Below are 22,169 nucleotides of genomic sequence, written 5' to 3' on the forward strand. Positions count from 1 at the left end.
TAGATTTAGATCAAAAAAATGAAGAAGATAAAAGGACTAATCGCTGCAACTTTTGCAGCTTACAATATAGATGGAAGTGTTAATTTATTGATTATTCCAGCAATAGTTGATAAAATGATCGAAGATGGATTAACTGGCGTTTTCATCTGTGGAACCAATGGCGAGGGACCAAATCTGACAATAGAGGAGAGAATGCAAATTGCTGAAGCTTATGTTAAAGCTGCAAATAAGCGTATTTTGGTTTTGGTACATGTTGGTCATAGCTCTATCACAGAATGCAGAAAGTTAGCGGCCCATGCCGAACAAATTGGCGCAGATGCCATATCGTCTGTCGCGGCTTTTTACTTTAAACCAAATTCTGTTAAAAACTTGGTGGCTTGTATTGCCGAAATAGCATCAGCAGCGCCAAAGACCCCATTTTACTATTATAACATCCCTACTTTAACGGGTGTTGCAATGGACATGGTAGATTTTTTAGAACAAGCAGAAAAAGCTATACCTAACCTTGCTGGTATTAAATATACAGCTTCAACCTTACATGAATATCAGGCTTGTTTGGCCTATAAAAATGGAAAGTATGATATACTTTTTGGCTTTGATGAAATGTTGCTTCCAGCTTTAGCTGTTGGCGCAAAAGGTGCAATAGGCAGTACTTATACTTTTGCAGCACCGCTCTATTTAAAGGTGATGGAGCTTTATGAGCAAGGGAGAGCAGATGAAGCGGCAGCGATGCAGCTTAACTCGGTAAACATGGTACGTTGTCTGGTGAAATATCCGCCAATTCCGGCACAAAGAGCCATCATGAAAATGGACGGTTTCGAATTAGGTAACTGTAGATTGCCGCTGGTGGCTTTAAGTGGAGAAGATGAAGGTAATTTCAAAAAATCTTTAGAAGAAATCGATTTTTTCAATGTAGTTAAGGATGCATCCACATTAAAATACTAATCGTATGAAACTTAAATTTTTACCATTAATCGGCCTAATTATGTTTGCTTTGGGCTGCAAAAAAGATAAACTTTCGATGGAGTTAACGCCAAATTTCAGTGTGGTTTCTACACAGATTTTGGCTGGAGAAACTATTGTTTTTACAGATATTTCTGAAGGGCAAGCATCTTCATGGAGCTGGGAATTTGAAGGGGGTACTCCGGCAACTTCCGAACTTTCGGGTCCTACGGTAACTTACAATCAGCCGGGTACGTATGCAGTAAGTTTAACAATTAAAAATAGTGAAAATACTGCGGTTGAGGAGAAGGTTGGTTATATCACAGTAGGCTATAGAGACATTACAGCCGATTTTAGGGTTGGTGCAACTTCAGTAAAGCAGAATGAAAGCGTAATTTTTACTGATAAAAGTTTAGGTATGCCAACGAAATGGGTATGGGAATTTAAATCTGGTGCGACAGTACTCACCTCAACAGAACAAAATCCTGCGATGACTTTTCCTGTTCCAGGGATTTACACAGTAACGTTAACGGCTACCAATCCAAAGGGATCGCAAACCGTTTCAAAGCCTAATTTGCTTACGGTTATAGATATCACCTCTGTTGAAGCAAATTTTGATAGTGACCAAACTGCTACCTATACAGGAGGAAGCATTAAATTTAACGATAAATCTATTGGAACTGCCGCTTCTTGGGCATGGACATTTGAAGGTGCTTCGGTTACCAGTTCAACTAGTCAAAATCCTACGGTTACTTACCCAAATGCTGGTCGTTATAAAGTAAAACTGGTTGCCTCTAACACAGCAAAAACATCAACTATAGAGAAAACAGCTTATGTATTGGTTGTTCCTGGAGGCTCACTAACGGCATTTTATCCACTCAATGGAAGTATTAATGATGCTGGACCATCAAAATTGGTGTCTACCTCGATTGGTACCATAACTTTTGATGCCGATAGAAATGCAGCTGCTGGTAGAACTGGAGTTTTTAATACTACTGGTGGTTTTATCGCGCCTGATAATGAGGCAATGAACTTTGGAACTGGCGATTATTCGGTATCAGTATGGATGAAAACCTCAACTCAGCAACGAGGAATGATTTGGCAGGAAAGTGGTGCAAAAGGGAGTGGAGATAACCAAACCTGGGTACGTATTTTGGGAACCGCTACCAACTTAACATCATTTTCTACTGAAGATGCTGCTGGAGGTTCTACCATAAACTTAACCACCGCATCAAATGGCGCTGTTTCTACCACAAATGATGGGGTTTGGCATCACTTTGTAACGGTTCGACAAGGTGTTACAACAACTTTTTATATAGATGGGGTTAAAATAAGAGAAGCAACTGCTACTGCTGTAAAAACTACATCTAACAACGGAACGTTTAAAGTTGGCATGCAAGAAGGGACAGCTGGTTACAGCAATCAATATAATGGCTTAATCGACGATCTAATTATCTACAAAAAAGCCCTTACTCAGGCCGAAGTTACTGCACTTAAAAATTTATAATGATTAACCTTAAATATTTATTTGTCTTCTTTATGATGCTTACAACTTTAAATGAAAGTGTGGTGCAGGCGCAGTCTGTTCAGAAATTTGATTGGCAGCAATTACCAGCCATCCCTAATAAAATAGGTTTTGCAGGCTCATTTGCAGGTGTAGCGGGAGATGCATTAATTGTAGCTGGAGGGGCTAATTTTCCAGATGGTGGCGCCCCATGGTCAGGATCAAAAAAGGCATGGACAGATGAAATTTTTGTATTGGAAAAACCTGATGGTAGCTGGAAATCGCTTTCCAAACTCCCAAAAAAAATGGGTTATGGTGTATCGGTAAACTATAAAAATACTTTAATAATTATAGGTGGAAGTAACCAAGAAGGACATCACCAGGATGTTTTTCAGCTTCACTATGAACATGGTCAAATCAGATTTGATCATTTACCAAATTTACCAGAACCCATTGCCAATACCTGCGGTGTTTTAGCTGGAAACGTAATTTATGTAATGGGTGGTATAAAAACACCAGATGCCAAAATTGCAGGCAACAACTTTTGGGCACTCGATCTTGCCGCAGATAAAAAAGTTTGGAAGCTTTTACCAAGTTGGCCAGGTGAGCCAAGAATGTTAAGTGTTGCCGGTTCTATTGCGAATGCTATCTATCTTTTTAGTGGGGTAACTTTAATTAACGGCGAGCGAAAGTATTTGAACGACGCTTACCGCTACACTGCTAATAAAGGATGGGAAAAACTAGCAGATTTACCGAGTTCTGTAGCCGCTGCACCAACGCCAGCCTTTTCGAATAAAAAGCAACTTCTCATTTTTGGAGGAGATAATGGTGAATTGGCTTCAAAAGCGGCGGAGTTAAAAGGGAAACACCCTGGCTTTTCAACAGAAGTTTTAAGCTATAATCCTAAAACAAATAGTTGGAATAAAATAGGGGAAATCAAAACTGATATCAAAGAAGATGCTGCTAAAAATCCAAATGGAAGTTTATGGGCATCAGTAACTACTACCTTAACGGTTTGGCATGGTAAGGTTATTGTACCAGGGGGAGAAGTGAGACCGGCTACAAGAACACCAAATGTATTAGTGGCAATGCCTCAATAAATAGTTTAAAGTTAAATAATAACTATCCATCAAATTCATGAATAATTCAACAAATAAAGTTTCTAGTTATGCATGGCTAATTGTAGGTCTGTTATGGATAGTAGCCTTCCTCAATTATCTTGATCGTATCCAAATTACTTCAATGAGAGATCCAATTGTTGCAGATTTCTCACTTACAGATGCACAGTTTGGTTTACTTACAGCAGTGTTCCTGTGGTCTTATGGAATATTCAGTCCGTTTGGAGGGTTTATTGCTGATAAATATAGCCGTAAAAAGGTAATTGTCTTTAGTGTTTTTGTATGGTCGTTAGTTACCTTGTGGACAGGTTATGCCTCTTCATTTTATGAAATGTTACTGACAAGGTTTTTAATGGGAATAAGCGAAGCGTGTTACATTCCGGCAGCTTTGGCATTAATTACCGATTACCACAAAGGACGAACCCGATCTTTAGCAACTGGCTTACACATGAGTGGATTATATGCTGGTCTAGCACTTGGTGGTTTAGGTGGTTACATTGCTACTATTTGGGGTTGGCGTTTCGGTTTCCATGCATTTGGTGCATTTGGTATAATTTACTCTTTCATTTTATTATATGTTTTAAAAGATCAAAAAGAGCCATTCGCTAAAACAGAAGAATTGCCAATTGCTGAAAAGATTACGCCTATTAGTGCTTTAAAGGTGCTTTTTAGTGAGCGGTCATTTTATATTTTGTTGTTTTATTTTGCAGTATTGGGTATGGTGAACTGGTTAGTCAATGGTTGGTTACCTACGTTTTTGAAAGATCATTTTAAATTAGACCTTGGCGCTGCCGGATTTTCTGCGACAGGTTATATTCAAATAGGTTCGTTTATAGGCGTGGTAGCAGGAGGGATATTGGCAGATCGGTGGACACGTAAAAATGAAAAAGGTAGATTATACATGCTGATTATTGGTTTCACCTTAGGTGCTCCGTTTTTGTTTTTAATGGCCTCTACCAATGTGTTTGCCATTGCAATTGTAGCCATGCTGATATTTGGATTGGCTAGAGGATTTAATGATGCTAACCTAATGCCAATTTTAAGACAAGTGGCTGATGGTCGTTTTATTGCAACAGGTTATGGCTTACTAAATTTTTTAAGCACCATTGTAGGCGGTTCTATGGTATATGTGGGTGGTGCTTTAAAAGATGCACAGATTGATCTTTCGGTAATTTACCAAGTTGCTGCGGTCATCATGTTAATCGCAACATGGAGTTTGTTTGCGATAAAAATTAAAAAAACCAGTTGATGAAAAGGTCTTTAATCATTACACTTCTTTTTGTTTGTTTTATGCGTTTGGCAAAAGCCGAAGTAGTTTTGCCAGCCATATTTGGCAACGGTATGGTTCTACAGCAAAAAGAAGCAGTGAGTTTTTGGGGCAACGCAAAACCAAACGCATCGTTATCAATAACCACATCGTGGAATAAAAAAACATATACGGTTAATGTAAAAGCAGACGGCAGTTGGAAAACTTCAATTACTACTCCCCAAGCTGGAGGTCCATTTAATATTACCCTTAATGATGGCCAAAAGATTATCTTAACTGACGTGCTGATTGGTGAAGTTTGGGTGTGTTCTGGTCAATCTAACATGGAAATGCCGGTTAAAGGATTTGGTAACCAGCCAATTTTAAATGCCAATGATATTTTGCTGGCCGCTGAAGATCCTGGAGTTAGGCTTTTTAGAATAGAGAAAAATATGAGCAGAGTTCCATTAACTTCTATTCAAACTAAATGGGAACATGCTGATGCCAAATCAGTTAAAGAATTTAGTGCAGTAGGTTATCAATATGCCAGGCTTTTACAGCAGGCGCTAAAAGTTCCAGTTGGCATTATTCAAACGGCTTATGGAGGTACTGATATTGAAGCATGGATGACTAAAAAAAGCTTAGCTGCATTTGATGATTTTAAAAATCCGCCAGATAGTGCCAAGATGATAAAAAATGATCCGGCTGTACTTTTTAATGCAATGATAAATCCTATCATTGGTTTTACAATTAAAGGTGTAATTTGGTATCAGGGAGAAAATAACAGGGTAAACCCTTTAACCTACGACCGTAAAATGGCGGCAATGGTAAAGGAATGGCGTAGCCTTTGGAATGTCGGTAATTGGCCATTTTATTATGTTCAAATTGCTCCCAATGTATATAAAGATTATAAGGATAATATTCCGTTATTTTACGAAGCACAGACCAGGGCAATGTCTTTAATTGGTAATTCTGGTATGGTGGTAAGCGTAGATGCTGGCAGTCAAAAGACCATTCATCCACCAAATAAAACCATTATTGCTAAAAGATTAGCTTATTGGGCATTGGCGAAAACCTATAACAAAGAAGGTATTGCTTATATGGGCCCGGTTTATAATTCGCTAAAAATAACTGCTGATAAGGCAATTCTTAGTTTTGATCACATTCCACTTGGCCTTACAGCTTATGATCAAAAATTAACAGGATTTGAAATTGCTGGTGCAGATAAAATTTTTGTTGCTGCAGATGCAGCCATAGTTGGTAAAACTGTAGTCGTTAGCAATGATCAGGTGAAACAGCCTATTGCGGTAAGGTATTGTTTTAGAGATAACCTAAGCGGAAATCTTTACAATGTAGAAGGATTGCCAGCTGGTCCTTTTCGTACAGATAATTGGGAAAAATAAATAAATAGCTTCAATCATAGTGATGCCTAGTCATCAAATATTAATTTTCAAATTCACTTTTCACTCGCTATAGCTGTTGGCTTGCTGATGGAATGTTGCCATACGCTCGCTTTTTTATAAAGTTTCCATTTACGTTTTTATTGCCACTGATTGAAAACTCTGATAAGGTACAAAGCCATATCTGATCACAATCGAAGTGGGTTTTTGATGGCGAATGGATTATGGCTGCGAGTATGATTCGAATTTAAAAATAAATAATTTTTAAACGAGGATTATTTCAAATTTGGGCTCAACATCAGTTTGTAGTTAAATGTGTCAATATTGAATCTAAATTAATTAAATATCGTGAAATCCTTCTTTGGTAAAATACTTTTTCGATTGTTTCTTTTATAGCTTTATCAACTCATGTTTAAGCCGTTAATCCGTCGTTTTATTACCAGATTAAAGTTTATCATTTTAAAGCCGATCAGCAGGAGAATATCATTGACGGGTGTTTAAAAGCTGCTTTCTTGCCGCTTTGCACAGCGCAGGTATCAGGGATGTTGGTGTTTTCAAACCGATTGCCAAAGATACTTCGGACAGGCTGATTTACGTTTTATACCGCTTAAAAAGCTGACCGATCTGGATAGGGTCAATATGGCAATTGGCAAGGATAAGTCGTTTGCTGACAGTGGAAAATTTTATTTGAATGCAGCATAGAATGAAGCGCCTTATCCCCAATAGAATCGATCATTTAAAGGCGTTTTCTGCAATGCCAGAATGTTAGCTTCCAAAACTCACTACACCTAACAATGAACGGGTGTATGAATTAAGAAGCTACGAAGCGGCAACGGAAAGTCTTTCTCTCAACAAAATTGAAATGTTCAAAGATTATGAAGTTGCATTTTTTTGAGGTTAAATTTCAATACTGTTTTTTATGGGCAGGTGATTTCCGGCGGCAAAATGCCCAATTTAATGTATTTGACTACTTTCACTAAGAAGGCTGATCGGGATGCACATTGGGCAGCTTTCGGTCCAGAGTATAAAAAGATCAGCGGTTTGCCACAGTATGAACATAATGTGTCCAAAAACGTTACCTTATTTTTATATTCAGCAGATTATTCTGATTTTTAAACGGACCGGTTTCCTGTTGCTATTGCTTTTGAAAGTCGGGTTTCTTCGGCAAGCTAAACGTTTCCAAATGGGCAGCGATGACGAAAACCTGGCCAAATTCATTTTAGAGTAGATCTACTCAATTCCGATTATGCAAATACACATGTACATGGCTTTGAAATTCACTACCTTGTATTGCGTTTTTTACTAAGGATAGACTCAAACAGCTACACTAACCTAACGCCTCCTTCTTAAAATTTGACTCTCAACAATCACTATAATTTGCCGGTAGCATTTATGGGAAACAAATTTTCATCTACCTGGGTGCCCTGGCCGGCTACTCTGCACCATTTGCCTTGCTTTTTATGATAAACTTCCAGCCGTCTAACCTTAATATCTACATCTTTGCCTTCAATTTCTAGCTTAACTTGGATGAGTACATTCACAACTGCCATCGTTCCTTCGTAAATCCTAATGATTTCTTGTCCAGGAATGGGCATGACAGATTTAAAGACAACTTTTTCTTTTTTCTGTGCTTCTATCCATTGCTGGCGGGTGAAAGAAATATCGCCTTTTGGCCCAACTGCAATAAAATCATCACAATCGATTACTGTACCGGGTTTCTGGCTGCGCAGCAGTTGTTTAACTTCTAACCGCTCTTTCTGATAACTGGTTGTATCTACCTGCGCCTGCGCAATAAGGGTCAGCAGGAAAAGTATAGCCGTGCTAAAGATTGTTTTCATTGTAGGGATTTTTTTAAGTTTGAGATATTAATATTTATTTAAAAATAAACATTTTTTCGACATTAATATACTTACAATTAGTAAGTTAACTCAATAATAGAAATTAAATGTCATGCCAGTTAATATTCCTCTTTTTCAGGATGCTTATTCTCATGGATACAAGAAAAGACTTAATTATAAATTAGCACTTCAACTAAAGCTGTAAATAGGCTTAAAGGGATTGAGCAGATGACGCTAATTTAAAACGAAACTAAAATTGATTGTTTTGAATTATTCACTACATTTAACCGTAGTCCATAATATTTTTCGGCACTACAGATTTACCAAATAAAGTACAGTTTCCTAAACCGGATATGAGCCGCTTAACCTTTCTCTTTTCTTTTTTGTTTCTACTCTCATGCATTCAGGTAAACGCCCAACTGACTTTCAAAAGTGATTTTTATTCAACAGAAAATGGCCTTTCTCATGATGCGGTGACAAACATCATGAAAGATCGTGAAGGTTTCATTTGGGTTGGCACCTGGAATGGAATTAACCGTTTCGATGGCCATCATTTTAGATCATTTAAATCTTTTCCAGGAGATCTTTCGCGGTTAAAAAACGATAGGATTGATCAAATTGTAGAAGATTTTGGAACAAATTTGTGGATTAAAGCTTATGATAATCAGATCTACCGTTTCGATAAAGTTAAAGAACAATTTAACCTGTTCAGCCTCAAACATGGCAAAAAGATACTTTTTAATAGGATAAAGGTTGGAAACGGGGGCGAAATATTTTTAATTACCAAAAATGATGGTTTAGTTGTGATCCCAGATCCGAAATTCCCCGAAAAGTATGAGCATTTCTCTACGAGTTCCTCATCTTCAGTAATATTTCCATCTAACGTTGTCAACTTTGTTCAGGAGGATGATCAAAAGAAAATTTGGATATCTACTGACAAAGGTCTTATCTGTTTAATGAAGCGGAACAAAAGTTTTGTGCAGCAAAAACTTAATGCCAGCATTTTTAGTGGCGAGGATTTTGCGTCCTCTGCAGAAAGTAAATCCAGCCTTTATTTCGGATCAGCCACTGGAAAACTACTCGTGGTAAATAAATCAAATCTGTCGGTAACTATAAACCGGATATCCAGAGGCAAAATTAATAGCATTTTAGCGTCGAAGTTTAGTGAAAATATTTATGCTTCAACCTCTGTTGGAGAACTCGTTACCGTAACCGCTAATCCATTTAAGGTTGTTCGAACAAGCCAGGCAGGCGAGAAATTGGCTTGGATGTTCGAAGATAAAACAGGCTTAATCTGGATCGAACCTGAAAATAATGGCGTAATCTCCTATAATCCAAAAACCAATGTTTTCAACAAAATAACGGCAACAAGCGATGATGGCTATACTTATAATGGAACATACTTTAGGGCCTTTGAAGATAACAAAGGAAGGGTTTGGGTGAGTATGAAGAATGCCGGATTAGGTTATCTGGAAGGCGATAAAACCAAATTTAAAATATTCAATAGCGGTAAAAATCCGTCATTCGATAATCTGCCAAATGCCGTTACAGCGTTATTTTATGAAGGTGACGGCGTAATCTGGTTTAGCAGTGTAGATCGGGGTGTAAATAAAGTAGTGCTCCAGGAGGGGTATTTTAAACAAAAATTTCCTACAGAAAAAACGATACAAAGATCGGATAATGATGTACGTGGTATTTTGGTAGACCGTAAAAACCGCCTTTGGCTTGGGCAGAAAAGTAGGAACATTTATGTGCTAAAGGATGGAAAGCAAGTCCCTATTAAATTTGTTGATCATGAAAAGAATGCTTTAGGTGCGGTATACTGCATTTTAGAAGATAGTAAAAACAATATTTGGTTGGGTACAAAGGCAAATGGTTTATATCTGGCTAAGCCCTTGAATGCAGAAAGGACCAGTTATTCACTCACTCATTTCAAAAAAAATCAATCGCAGCCCTATTCCTTAAATAGCAATGAAATCTATTCTCTTTTGGAAGATAAATTTGGAAAAATTTGGATCGGTACTTTCGATGAAGGTTTAAATGTAGCCATTGTTAATGGGGGGAGTACTAAGTTCTTAAATAAGCAAAATGGTTTAAAAGGCTACCCGCACGAAGGTTTTCAAAAGATTAGAACCTTGGCATCAGACGGCGCTGGAAATATATGGATTGGAACTACGAGTGGTTTAGTGGTTAAGGATGCGGGTTCTGCTGGTGCTCCAGGTTTGCGATTTGCGAACTATGCTAAAATGCCTGGTGTAAAAAATAGCCTTGGAAATAATGATATCCAATTTATTTTCCGAGACCATAAGAATAGCTTGTGGTTAAGTACCTCTGGTGGTGGTTTGGATAAAGCATTCGTACAGAATCCTTTCAAAAAAGTGAGTTTTAAAAACTATACTACCCAGCAGGGGCTTCCGAATGACTACGTACTAAGCTGTACAGAGGATCGCCACGGCTATATCTGGGCCGCTACGCAAAACGGACTATCAAAATTTGATCCTTTAAAAGAAGAGTTTACCAATTATGGTACTTATAACGGCTTACCTAAAGTCACTTTCTCTGAGTCGGCAAGCCAGCGTTTTGCTGATCAATCTATTGTGTTTGGCACCAATCGCGGTTATATTCATTTCTATCCGGATAGTATTGTGAATAAGAAAAGTGCTGCAAAAATGGTGTTCACTAATTTGCAGGTAAACAATGTCGATCAATTTCCAGATTCGAATGGATTAATCAACGCCGATATTAATTACTTAAATAAACTGGGGCTAAATTATGATCAAAATATTTTAAGCATTGATTACGCCGTGCTGGATTCGAAGAAAGGAGCTAAGCAATTGTATGCTTATCGTTTACGGGGCTTTGAACAGAATTGGAATATTAATAGAGAAAGGCGAAGAGCTACCTACACCAATTTGCCTCCAGGTAAATATGTATTTGAGGTAAAAAGCCTGGATAACGAAAGTTTCATCCATCTCCCATACAAACAGTTGGCCGTTACCATTTTACCTCCACCTTGGAAAACATGGTGGGCTTACTTGATTTATATTTTAATTGCCTTGGGGCTTATAGAGGGAGCCAGGAGAATTATCTTAACCATGATCAACCTTCGAAACAAAATTACCGTTGAGCGGAAGATGGCAGAATTAAAAAGCAACTTTTTTAATAATATATCTCATGAATTACGCACCCCACTCACGCTAATTTTGAATCCCATTGAAGAAATTGGAAAAAACGAAGCTTTAAGTCCTCAGGGATTTAATCAGATTGAAATTGTAAAAAAGAATTCTCACCGAATGATACGTTTTATCAATCAGCTTTTGGATTTTAGAAAGCTGGAAAGTGGTAAGGCGAAGTTGCAAATCGCTCATTTCGATTTAACTATGCTGGTTAAGGATGTATTGACTTATTTTCGCGAAACTGCATTGCAACGCAATATTAGCCTTAGCCTTATACCAAGTGATTTAGCCTTTAATATCTGGGGTGATAAGGACAAATTAGAGATTGTAATTTATAACCTGCTTTCCAATGCTTTTAAATTTAGTGCTGATCATTCAAATATTTGTGTGAAAATTGATAGTGACCCCTCAATGAAGCATGTTAATGTCTCAGTTGAGGATCAGGGCGTTGGTGTGCCAGCAAATCAACTTAAAGAGATATTTAACCTCTACTACCAAGTCGATCATCAGAATGATATGAATCAAAAAGGCTCGGGCATTGGTTTGGCGCTTTCAAAAGAAATAATTGAACTGCATAAAGGGCAGATTTTTGCACATCAAAACGAAGATCGAGGCCTGACTGTAAAAGTGGCTTTGCTAACTGATAAATCTCATTTCGTTGGAGAAAATATAGAGTTTATAGAAAGCCAACAGGTTAGCCTGCCAGTTAAACAGGCGATGAAAGGAGAGGGGAAAGCCCCAGTGCTTAGTGATGATTTACAACCGAAAGCGAAGCTGTTACTGGTGGAGGACAATGATGATTTAAGAAACTTTCTGACTACCCAACTTAATCGGTTTTATGAGGTGGAGACGGCTGGAGATGGCGCCGAGGGTCTGCAAAAAGCCCAGAAATTAATACCCGATTTAATTTTAAGTGATGTGATGATGCCGGTAATGAGCGGTATTGATATGCTTGACCAATTAAAAAATGATATTTCTACCAGTCACATCCCTGTGGTATTGTTATCTGCAAAATTTTCAATTGAAGACCAGATTAAAGGCTTGCAATATGGAGCTGATTATTATATCACCAAGCCTTTTAATAACGAGTTTTTAATGGCCGCTATTGCTGGTTTAATAAAGCAACGAAAAAGGATTTTTACCGAGTTAGTAGAAAACAAACATTTGCCGCCGCTTGAACCTTCGGATATTGTGATTACCGACAAAGATAAGCTGTTTATGGAAAAGGTAATTGAAATAGTGGAGCAGAACATGGAAAACACCGATTTCAACATCGATTCTGTTGCAGAAGCCATTGGCATGGGGCGTTCTACCTTTTACCGGAAATTTAAAAGTTTGACAGATTTCGCCCCGGTAGAATTTGTACGCCACATGCGTTTACAGAGAGCAAAACAATTTCTTGATGGCGGAGAAAAAAGTATTTCGGTAATTGCCTATACCGTGGGCTTTACCAATGCCAAATACTTCAGCACTTGCTTCAAGGAGAAATACAAACTGTCTCCTTCAGAATATTTGAAATCAATAGGTGAGTAGTTGATTTTGCCTAATACTTAAACCCCTTTGCACATTTTTTAAACCCCTTTTTATCCTTCTGATGATATTTTTGCCTCATTACTAACCAAATATAAAGACTGTTGAATGTGTTCAGTATTCATCAGTCTGCAATGGATAAGAAAGATATGAGAAGCATAAAAACCAGCATTCACCCTAGCAAAATTATTTTTGGCCTATTCCTCCTTTTAGCCTTTACGGTCAGCTCCTTTAATGCAGTTGCACAGCAGCTCCTTAAATTGCACTATGATAAACCGGCTCAAAATTGGAACGAAGCACTACCGCTCGGCAATGGCCGATTGGGTTTAATGGCTTTTGGAAATCCTGAAAGGGAACATTTACAGTTGAATGAGGAAACGGTTTGGGCAGGTGAACCTGGAAATAATGTGCCAGTGAATACCTCGAGCCAAATAAATGAAATCAGGAATTTACTTTTCCAGGGTAAAAACCAACAAGCTCAAGCCCTTTCCAATCAAACCTTTCCCCGTCAGGCACCTGCTGATCTCAATTACGGTATGCCTTATCAAACCGTAGGAGATTTGTGGATCACTTTCCCAAGTCACCAAAACTATAGCAATTACTATCGCGATTTGGATATCAGCAATGCTACATCAACAGTAAGCTATCAGGTAGACCATACCACATTTACAAGAAAAGTGTTCGCGTCTCTTACTGATGATGTCATTGTGATGAAAATTACTGCCGACAAGCCTAATAGCATCAATTTCACATTAGGCTTATCCAGTACCCAAAAAGATCACCAGATTATAAATGACGGAAGTTATCTTCAACTCTCGGGCAATAGTGGCAGTGTAGATAATAAAAAAGGAAAAATTAAATTCGAGGCATTAGTGGCCCCTGTTGTACAAGGTGGATTGGTTAATAAAACTGATTCATCAATAACGGTTAGCAAAGCTAATTCGGTAATCTTTTATATCTCCATTGCTACAAACTTTAAAAACTATAAAGATTTGACTGCGGAGCCATTGGTAAAAGCAAAATCAATTTTAAATAAAGCCATTGCTAAAAAATACGACGAGGCTCTTGCCACACATCAGAAGAAATACCATTCATTTTTTAATCGCGTAACATTAGAATTGGGAGATTCAGAGCAATCTAAAAAAACAACTGATGTTCGGGTGAGGGAATTTGCCGATCATAAAGATCCACAGCTTGTGGCACTTTATTTTCAATTCGGACGATACCTTTTAATTTCAAGTTCACAGCCCGGCGGTCAGCCAGCAAACCTTCAAGGAATTTGGAATGATAAAAATTCGCCTCCCTGGGATAGCAAATATACCGTAAACATCAATACGGAAATGAATTACTGGCCTGCTGAGATTACCAACTTATCTGAAATGCATGAGCCATTGTTTTCCATGCTAAAAGATCTGGCCACCACTGGCAAGGAAAGCGCATCTCAAATGTATCATGCGAGAGGCTGGAACATGCACCACAATACCGATTTGTGGCGAATTACCGGCATTGTGGATGGTGGTTTTTACGGCATGTGGCCAATGGGTGGCGCATGGCTTACACAACATTTGTGGCAACACTATCTTTTTACCGGCGATGACAAATTCTTAAGAGAAAACTATCCAATTTTAAAGGGTGCGGCCATGTTTTATCTGGATGTATTAAAGGAAGAGCCTAAAACTAAATGGATGTTAATGGCACCTTCGATGTCGCCAGAAAATACTTATGAAAAAAACGTAGGCGTTGCTGCCGGAACCACTATGGATAACCAGCTTATTTTCGATACGTTTAACAACCTGGTGAATGCAGCGAAAATCTTAAAAACCGACGGATCGTTCTCTGATTCTGTATCGACCGCATTAGCTAAAATGCCACCTATGCAAATCGGTAAATATAATCAATTGCAAGAGTGGTTACAGGATTTAGATCGACCAGATGATAAACATCGACACATTTCTCATCTTTATGGCTTGTATCCTTCTGGACAGATTTCCCCGTTTCGGAATCCGCAATTGCTGGAAGCTGCCAAGAATTCTCTGATTTACCGTGGAGATAAATCAACAGGATGGTCTATGGGCTGGAAGGTGAATTGGTGGGCCCGAATGCTGGATGGAAATAAAGCTTACAAGCTGATTTCCGATCAGTTAACTCCAGCCCCGATGGAAACCAAAGGCCAGTCTGGTGGTACTTATCCAAATCTTTTGGATGCACACCCACCGTTTCAAATTGACGGTAATTTTGGTTGTACTGCGGGTATTGCCGAAATGTTGCTACAGAGTTATGATGGCAATATTTACGTGTTGCCAGCTTTACCCGATGCTTTGGCTAGTGGGAAAATAACAGGGCTTAAAGCTCGGGGTGGCTTCGAGGTTGATATGGAGTGGAAAGATGGCAAATTGAAGAAGCTCATTGTTCAATCCACCATCGGCGGAAACTGCAGATTAAGACTTTCAGATCAGGTAAGTTTAAACGGAAACGCAAAGCTTGTAAAATCAAAAGGAGAGAATACGAATAAGTTCTATCAGGTAAATAAAATCAAAAGTCCGATGTTATCTACAGAAGCAAAATTAAAAGGCATAGCAATTCCGAAAACTAACCTGTTTGATTTTGATACCGTTGCTGGCAAGAAATATATTTTTAATGCTCGCTAATCCGAATTAAACTTCAATAAATTTGGTTTTAAGAGTAATAGAGTGGATTTGCACAGAAAACAGACTATTTTGGTCAATTTTTTTACCCTATTTTTTGTAGCTCAATTTAAATTTGTTTATCAAAAATGGACTAAGGCTTCGCCCTTGTCACATTTTATTGCTAACCAAATTTTCAAATTGTTAATCGTTTAAGAGAATCTTCTTAAGTAATAAATTCACAAGTCAACTTATTTTTTTACAACATCAGATTTATAACCAATTTTAGATTCTACTTATGCAACCGTTTGCATTGAAATCATTATCAAAATAAAAACCCGGGTTTTCATCTTCGAGGGCCCAAGCTAACCAATTAAATTATGAGGAAAAACTACAACATCTATTTCAAAAAAGAGGCTTTTCAGCGAGTGCGATTATTGAAGACCCCAAGAGAGCTAAGCCATGATAATTTCTGCTTACAGTTATTTAATTGTTCACCAATCAACTGATCGATTATGAAATACATATACATTTTTATAACCCTGATTTTGTGTTCAGCACAATTTGCATGGGCACAAAATCGAACAATTAAAGGGCAGGTAACCGATGAAAAAGGCGGTATAATAGTAGGAGCAACCATATCCATAAAAGGCACCAACCGGGGAATTAATACAGATAGCGAAGGAAAATTTTCAATCGCAGTTCCATCGGGTGTGGCCACTTTAGTGGTTCAGTTTGTAGGTTATGTTAAAAAGGAGGTGAATATTGCTGCCGATGGTACGACTGCTAAAATTACGCTTCAGGATGATGTTAATGTCCTCCAGGAAGTGACCATCGTAAACGTCGGTTACGGTACAGTCTCGCGAGAAGCCTTAACCGGTTCTGTTTCTTCTCTTCGTGCTGATCAGATTAAGGATATTCCAATTAATTCTGCCGAACAGGCTCTTGCAGGTCGGCTTGCGGGGGTGCAGGTAACCGCTACCGATGGCGCTCCTGGAACCAACGTACAGATCAGAATTAGGGGTGGAAGTTCTATCACACAAGATAATTCTCCATTATATATTGTTGACGGGGTGCAAGTTGAAAATGCATTGCGGGCATTGTCACCTCAGGATATAGAATCTATTGATGTGCTAAAAGACGCAGCCTCTACCGCCATTTACGGTGCGAGAGGTGCAAATGGGGTAGTATTGATTACCACTAAAACCGGTAAGCGTGGGAAAATGACCGCTAGCTACAATGGTTTTGTTGGCGCAAGTAAAATTCTGGGTAAGTTAGATGTGCTGGATGCGACTGATTACCTTAAATATCAATATGAACGCAGCCGCGGCAATGTGCTTGATAGTACTTCGTTCGTGAATAATTATGGTCCATTTGATACCCTTGAAGTTTATCGTGATAAAGGCCGCGACTGGCAAAATGAGGTTTTCGGAAAAGTCGCTTTGCAGCAAACGCATAACTTGAGTTTAAACGGGGGAGACGAAAAAATTAACTATAACCTAAGCTTAACCACCAATGGCCAGGAAGGGGTGATGATCAATTCAGACTTCGACCGTAAGCTTTTAGGTTTCAAAATGGAGTTAAGGCCGAATCAAAAATTTAGAGCTGGTTTCAATGTAAGATATACTGATGAGCGAATTAATGGTGCCGGCGTATCAAGCCCGGGTTTGGCCAGGGATAATTTCCTGAAGAATACACTTTCCTATCGCCCGATAGATAGTAAAAATCCAACAGATATCGATTTTTATGATGCCCAGTATCTTGCAGTTTCCGACCTGAGAAACCCGGTAATTAATGCCACCGCGGTTTACCGGAAAACTTTTGGGAAGAGATACAACTTGTCTGGTTATCTAAGTTATGCATTAACTCCTGAAATCACCGCAAGAGTGACCGTAGGTTATGACAATAACAATTCCAGAACAAACAATTTTTATTCAGAAATTACTGGTCAGGCCTCGCTTTATTCCGCAATGCCAATTGCTTCAATATTAACGGGTGTAGTAAATTCGCTAAACAATTCGAACACTGTTACTTACAGCAAGAAAAATATCGCAAAACATCATGATATCGATGTATTGATTGGTCAGGAATCCTATCAAACCAGAAATGAGCAGTTTAACGCCGAGACCAGGTATTTCCCTTTAGGGATTAGTCCGGAAAAGGCACTTTCCAATATGAATTTGGGAAATCCACCTGCAGGCCAGGCACAGCCGCGACCTACAACGAACAATGTGATGGCCAGAACCTTTTCGTTTTTTGGACGTGTGAATTATGGGCTAGACAAAAAATACCTGCTCACATTAACGGCCAGGGCCGATGGTAGCTCAAAGTTTCTGGATGGGCAACGCTGGGGATTTTTCCCTTCAGGAGCACTTGCCTGGAGAATTTCTGATGAGAAATTTGCACAATCTATCAAACCTGTGGTTTCTGATGCCAAGCTGAGATTAAGTTATGGTTCTACAGGTAATAACCGGATCAATGATTTTAGTTACTTACCGCTTTATTCTTCCAACACTTATTATGGATTGAATGAGCAACTTGTTCCAGGCGTGGTACCTACGCAGTTGGCTAATCCTAACGTGAAATGGGAAACTACAGTGTCAAGAAACCTTGGCCTTGATTTAAGTTTTTTCAAAAACAGAGTGCAGTTTACAACTGATATTTATTACAACAGTACCAAAGATTTATTACTGCAAAATCCTATTCCACAAACCTCTGGATATACGCAACAAACCCAAAATATTGCGGCCACATCTAATCGCGGTATCGAATTTCAATTATCTGGATTGATTGTTCAAACCAAAGATTTCAGTTATTCAGCAAGTTATAATATGTCTTTCAATCGGAACAAGGTTGAAAAGCTCAATGACGGCATCACAAGTAAAGGCTATGCATCAGGTTGGGATACTAATACAGGAAACGACTATTTAGTTGAGGTTGGGAAGCCACTTGGCCAGATGTATGGATACCGATCAGACGGTTATTATAAGGTAAGTGATTTCAATTTTAATGCAACTACAGGGGTTTATACCCTCAAGCCAGATGTTGCTTCCTTTTTTGGTGTTACCAGAAGCACCATTCAACCAGGCACGATGAAACTTTTGGATTTGGGTGGTTCAATAAAAAATCCTGACGGTAGTCCAGCGATCCATACTGATGAAGACAGGACTGTGATAGGAAATGCGGCACCAAAATTTATTGGAGGCTTGAATCAACAATTTTCTTACAAGAACTGGGACATGAGTATTTTCGTGAACTTTAGTGTAGGGAATGATATTTATAATGCGAATAAAATTGAGTTAACAAACTCGAGATTACGCGGTGTAAACTTATTAGAATCTGTGAATGGCAGATTTACCACGATAGATCAAAATGGTAAGTCGATTTACAACAACCCTGCAAAGCTAGAGGAATATAACGCTAATGCAACTACCTGGCGCCCGTATGAAAACAGTAATTTGTTTACCGATTGGGCTGTAGAAGACGGATCGTTTTTAAGGATCAACAATATTACGCTAGGTTATACGCTACCTACTGTTCTGGCGAAGAAAATCAAGTTGTCTAGCCTTCGTTTCTATGCTACGGTAAACAATTTGGCTACCATTACCGGTTATTCAGGTTTTGATCCTGAAGTAAATACCCGTACAAATGGAGGATTAACGCCTGGAGTAGATTATTCTGCATATCCAAGATCTAGAACTATCCTTTTAGGAATTAACTTAACTTTTTAAAAACTAAAATTTCAGCATATGAAATTCAACAATATTAAAAGATTTGCCTTCGGAGCGATGTTGGCCTCTGCCATATTCAGCTTAGGCGCTTGTAAAAAGTATTTGGAAATTAAACCAGAATCTGCTTTTTCTCCTGAAGATATTTTCAGCAATGTTTCCAGTGCCAATTCGGCTATCATGGGCGTTTATCAGCTTTTAGCCGGAGATGATGGTTATGGCCAGCGCCAATCATTGGTGTTTGTAAACGATACCGATGAGTTTTCAAGAAGTGGCGATGTTGATGCCGGTGCCCGAGGACTTGCCCGCTACAGTGCCGATGCCGGAAATAGTGAGCTTGCCGCTACTTTCACCAGAGGGTTTCAGGGAATTGAACGTGCTAACTTATGCATCAAATATATCCCTCAAATGGCAGCTTATAGCAATGGGTCTGTTTCAGATAAAAAAGAATTGAGAAGACTTTATGCCGAAGCCCTGGTGCTTAGAGCAATCTATTATTTTGATCTGGTTAAAAACTGGGGCGATGTGCCCATGCAATTGGAACCTTCGGTTTCAGGAATGGATTTTAACCTTAGTAAAACCAATAGTGATGTCATTTACGATCAGATTTTAGGTGATATCGCAATTGCTGAACGCATGTTGCCTTGGCGCAAAGAAACCACCAGTGATGAGCGTATTACCCAGGGTGCTGCCCGTGGAATGAGGGCCAGAATTGCTTTATTCAGAGGCGGGTATCAGCTGCGCCGGTCGTCAAAAGTAATGGAGCGTTTACCTGATTATTTGAAATATTACACGATGGCGAGAGATGAGTGCGATACGATAATGAAATCGAATCAACATGCCCTTAACCCAAGTTTTTATGATGTATTCAAAAAAGCCAACGAGCTCACTTTGGATAACGTATATGGCGAACGCATGCTCGAAGTGGCGCAGGCTGGTGGAAATGCCAACTATGACAGTAAATTAGGAAGAGCTAGCGGTACCCGTATTGCTGATGGATCTCGCTACGGACCTGGTGGTGGCGCATTAAACCCAACGGCTAGTTATTTTTATTCTTTTGATGTATCCGATCCTAGAAAAGAGGTGACGATTGCTCATTATAATATCGATGCGAATAATTTGAAAAGCCCAGCCAGAATAACGGAAATGAACGACGGAAAATACCGTAGAGACTGGAGACCTATCATTGCAGGCGCTACCCAAACGCTGGGAATTAACTGGATTATGCTACGCTATTCTGATATATTATTGATGTATGCCGAAGCGGTAAACGAAATTAATGGATCGCCTGATGCATCGGCAATAAAAGCCTATGAAGATGTGCGCAAGCGGGCTTTCTCAGCAAATCCTGGTAAAGTAGGTGTAACCCCGACTTCTAAAACGGCTTTTTTTAATGCAATCGTACAGGAAAGATCATGGGAGTTAGGTGGCGAAGGAATCAGGAAATATGATTTAATACGATGGAACTTATTGGGAGCAAAACTTGCTCAAGCCAAAGCAGAAATGACGGCGATTGTGAATACGCCAGCGAAATATGCGAGGTATTTGTATTACAGAAATGTGGGGGAAGAGTTTGAATTCCTGCCGGGAACAGGTTATTATCTGCCTGATCCTGCCGTAGCACCTGCGCCATTATACAATGCCACCACCAATCCAACGGGATATATCCGTATAGATTGGAGGCAGAATTTAACCACTACAGCTGGTGGCGCAATAGAAAAATTGGGGCGTACTTTTCAATCTAACCATTCCGAAGTTTTACCTATTCATAGGAGTATTTTGGATTTGAACCCCAACCTTAAACAAGATTATGGATATTAATTGCAAAATCGACTCTGAAAGCTGATGATTAAAATACAATGCCCGGCCTGAAGGTTGAGAAATTCAACGGCCTGGCTTTGTACCCTTAATGCAATGGAGACAAAGGTTTTTCCATTATGATCTCGGGAATATATCATGCTATCGCTATCATTCAGGAAAATATGAGAATAAAAGTTTTGTTGGGCTTTGCTGTAACTGCCATTAATTTAACTGTATGTTTTGCGCAGAATAGCACAACCATACCAAAAGATACCTCTTACAATGCGCAAAAAGTTTACAGTCAAATTCACAAAGATTATCCTTACGCCACATTGGTTAAAGATGAATTGCCTGCTAACTTTAGCCAATTCAGGGATGTGATTTACACTACGTTGCCTAATACGCGTTTTGGGAAAAGAGATTTACATGCAGATATTTTTAGACCGAAAACCAAGAAGCTTTTGCCGGCATTGATTATGGTTCACGGTGGAGGCTGGCGGTCTGGAGATAAATCAATGGAAGTTCCGTTGGCACAATTGATCGCAAAACAAGGCTTTGTTACCGTTCCGGTTGAATATCAGCTCTCTTTGGAAGCGCCGTATCCGGCGGCCGTTCATAATTTGAAGGCGGCTGTTCGTTGGTTAAAAACAAACTGGGAAAAATATGGTGTCGATACCAATAAAATTGCAATTTCCGGAACATCTGCTGGCGGTCAGCTTGCAGCGCTTGTTGGCACCACAAACGGTTTAGCTCAATTCGAAGGAGATAGGGCTAATTCCATTGCTTCGAGTAAAGTTAATGCCATTATTGATATAGATGGTGTGATCAGTTTTATAGCTCCAAGTTCACTTAACCTCAATCGCAAACCAGACTCTCCAGATATTGCCTGGCTCGGTGGCAGTTTCCAGCAAAAGCCTGAGATATGGCGTCAAGCTTCTGCAGGTTATTGGGCAAATGAATCTACCGTTCCAATGTTGTTCATCAATAGCGGTTTTTCCCGTTTTCATGCCGGTCAGGATGAGTTGGTAGGCAGCCTTAAAGAATGGGGTATTTACCAGGAAGTGCATAAGTTTAATGTGAAGATTCACCCGTTTTGGTTATTTCATCCCTGGGCTGATGAAACCGCTAATTATATTTCCGATTTCATGAAGAAAGTTTTCAGTATGAAATAATCTTCGAATGTATGATTGGAATGGAGAATGCTTGATCTGCTTGTTTTACAAAAGCTTCAAATCGTTTTTGCAAAGCTGAATAACTATTAGC

The 22,169-nt window shown here is 39.1% G+C and carries 12 protein-coding genes; 11 read left to right on the top strand and 1 reads right to left on the bottom strand.

Annotated features, from left to right (window positions below; all coding sequences use genetic code 11):
* The first annotated feature begins 18 nt into the window (after positions 1 to 18).
* From AC3ITD_RS04805 to AC3ITD_RS04830, 6 genes are all read left to right on the top strand, one after another.
* Positions 19 to 945 carry a dihydrodipicolinate synthase family protein gene (locus AC3ITD_RS04805; RefSeq protein WP_489364475.1) on the top strand — a complete coding sequence of 309 codons (927 nt, stop codon included), beginning with the start codon at positions 19 to 21 and terminating at the stop codon, positions 943 to 945.
* Positions 946 to 949: 4 nt separating this feature from the next.
* The gene (locus AC3ITD_RS04810) at positions 950 to 2,449 is read left to right on the top strand and encodes a LamG domain-containing protein (RefSeq protein WP_489364477.1); all 1,500 of its coding nucleotides are present in this window, start codon (positions 950 to 952) and stop codon (positions 2,447 to 2,449) included.
* Positions 2,449 to 3,546, top strand: coding sequence for a Kelch repeat-containing protein (locus tag AC3ITD_RS04815; protein ID WP_489364479.1), 1,098 nt, complete (start codon positions 2,449 to 2,451; stop codon positions 3,544 to 3,546). The genes AC3ITD_RS04810 and AC3ITD_RS04815 overlap by 1 nt, the downstream gene beginning before the upstream one ends.
* Positions 3,547 to 3,583: 37 nt before the next feature.
* Positions 3,584 to 4,813, top strand: coding sequence for an MFS transporter (locus AC3ITD_RS04820; RefSeq protein ID WP_489364481.1), 1,230 nt, complete (start codon positions 3,584 to 3,586; stop codon positions 4,811 to 4,813).
* On the top strand, positions 4,813 to 6,213 hold the full coding sequence (locus AC3ITD_RS04825; RefSeq protein WP_489364483.1) for a sialate O-acetylesterase: 1,401 nt from the start codon (positions 4,813 to 4,815) through the stop codon (positions 6,211 to 6,213). The genes AC3ITD_RS04820 and AC3ITD_RS04825 overlap by 1 nt, the downstream gene beginning before the upstream one ends.
* An 888-nt stretch (positions 6,214 to 7,101) precedes the next feature.
* Positions 7,102 to 7,326 carry a hypothetical protein gene (locus AC3ITD_RS04830; RefSeq protein WP_489364485.1) on the top strand — a complete coding sequence of 75 codons (225 nt, stop codon included), beginning with the start codon at positions 7,102 to 7,104 and terminating at the stop codon, positions 7,324 to 7,326.
* 254 nt (positions 7,327 to 7,580) lie between these two features.
* Here AC3ITD_RS04830 and AC3ITD_RS04835 read toward each other — a convergent pair whose 3' ends face one another.
* Entirely contained in the window at positions 7,581 to 8,048 is a 468-nt protein-coding gene (locus tag AC3ITD_RS04835) for a nuclear transport factor 2 family protein (protein ID WP_489364487.1), read from the bottom strand.
* 353 nt (positions 8,049 to 8,401) lie between these two features.
* On the opposite strand from AC3ITD_RS04835, the gene AC3ITD_RS04840 reads away from it, so the two are divergent.
* The 5 genes from AC3ITD_RS04840 to AC3ITD_RS04860 all read left to right on the top strand — a co-directional run bounded on the left by AC3ITD_RS04840 (position 8,402) and on the right by AC3ITD_RS04860 (position 22,078).
* Positions 8,402 to 12,757: a hybrid sensor histidine kinase/response regulator transcription factor gene (locus tag AC3ITD_RS04840; RefSeq protein ID WP_489364488.1), complete on the top strand. Its 4,356-nt coding sequence runs from the start codon at positions 8,402 to 8,404 to the stop codon at positions 12,755 to 12,757.
* 131 nt (positions 12,758 to 12,888) lie between these two features.
* The gene (locus tag AC3ITD_RS04845) at positions 12,889 to 15,402 is read left to right on the top strand and encodes a glycoside hydrolase family 95 protein (protein ID WP_489364491.1); all 2,514 of its coding nucleotides are present in this window, start codon (positions 12,889 to 12,891) and stop codon (positions 15,400 to 15,402) included.
* Positions 15,403 to 15,893: 491 nt separating this feature from the next.
* Positions 15,894 to 19,109, top strand: a complete 3,216-nt coding sequence (locus tag AC3ITD_RS04850; RefSeq protein ID WP_489364493.1) for a SusC/RagA family TonB-linked outer membrane protein — start codon at positions 15,894 to 15,896, stop codon at positions 19,107 to 19,109.
* A gap of 18 nt (positions 19,110 to 19,127) precedes the next feature.
* Positions 19,128 to 20,927 (top strand): RagB/SusD family nutrient uptake outer membrane protein, encoded by a 1,800-nt coding sequence (locus AC3ITD_RS04855; protein ID WP_489364495.1) that lies wholly within the window; start codon positions 19,128 to 19,130, stop codon positions 20,925 to 20,927.
* A gap of 161 nt (positions 20,928 to 21,088) precedes the next feature.
* Positions 21,089 to 22,078 (top strand): alpha/beta hydrolase fold domain-containing protein, encoded by a 990-nt coding sequence (locus AC3ITD_RS04860; protein ID WP_489364497.1) that lies wholly within the window; start codon positions 21,089 to 21,091, stop codon positions 22,076 to 22,078.
* Positions 22,079 to 22,169 lie beyond the last annotated feature (91 nt).

The organism is Pedobacter sp. KH_004 (genome assembly GCF_057840755.1).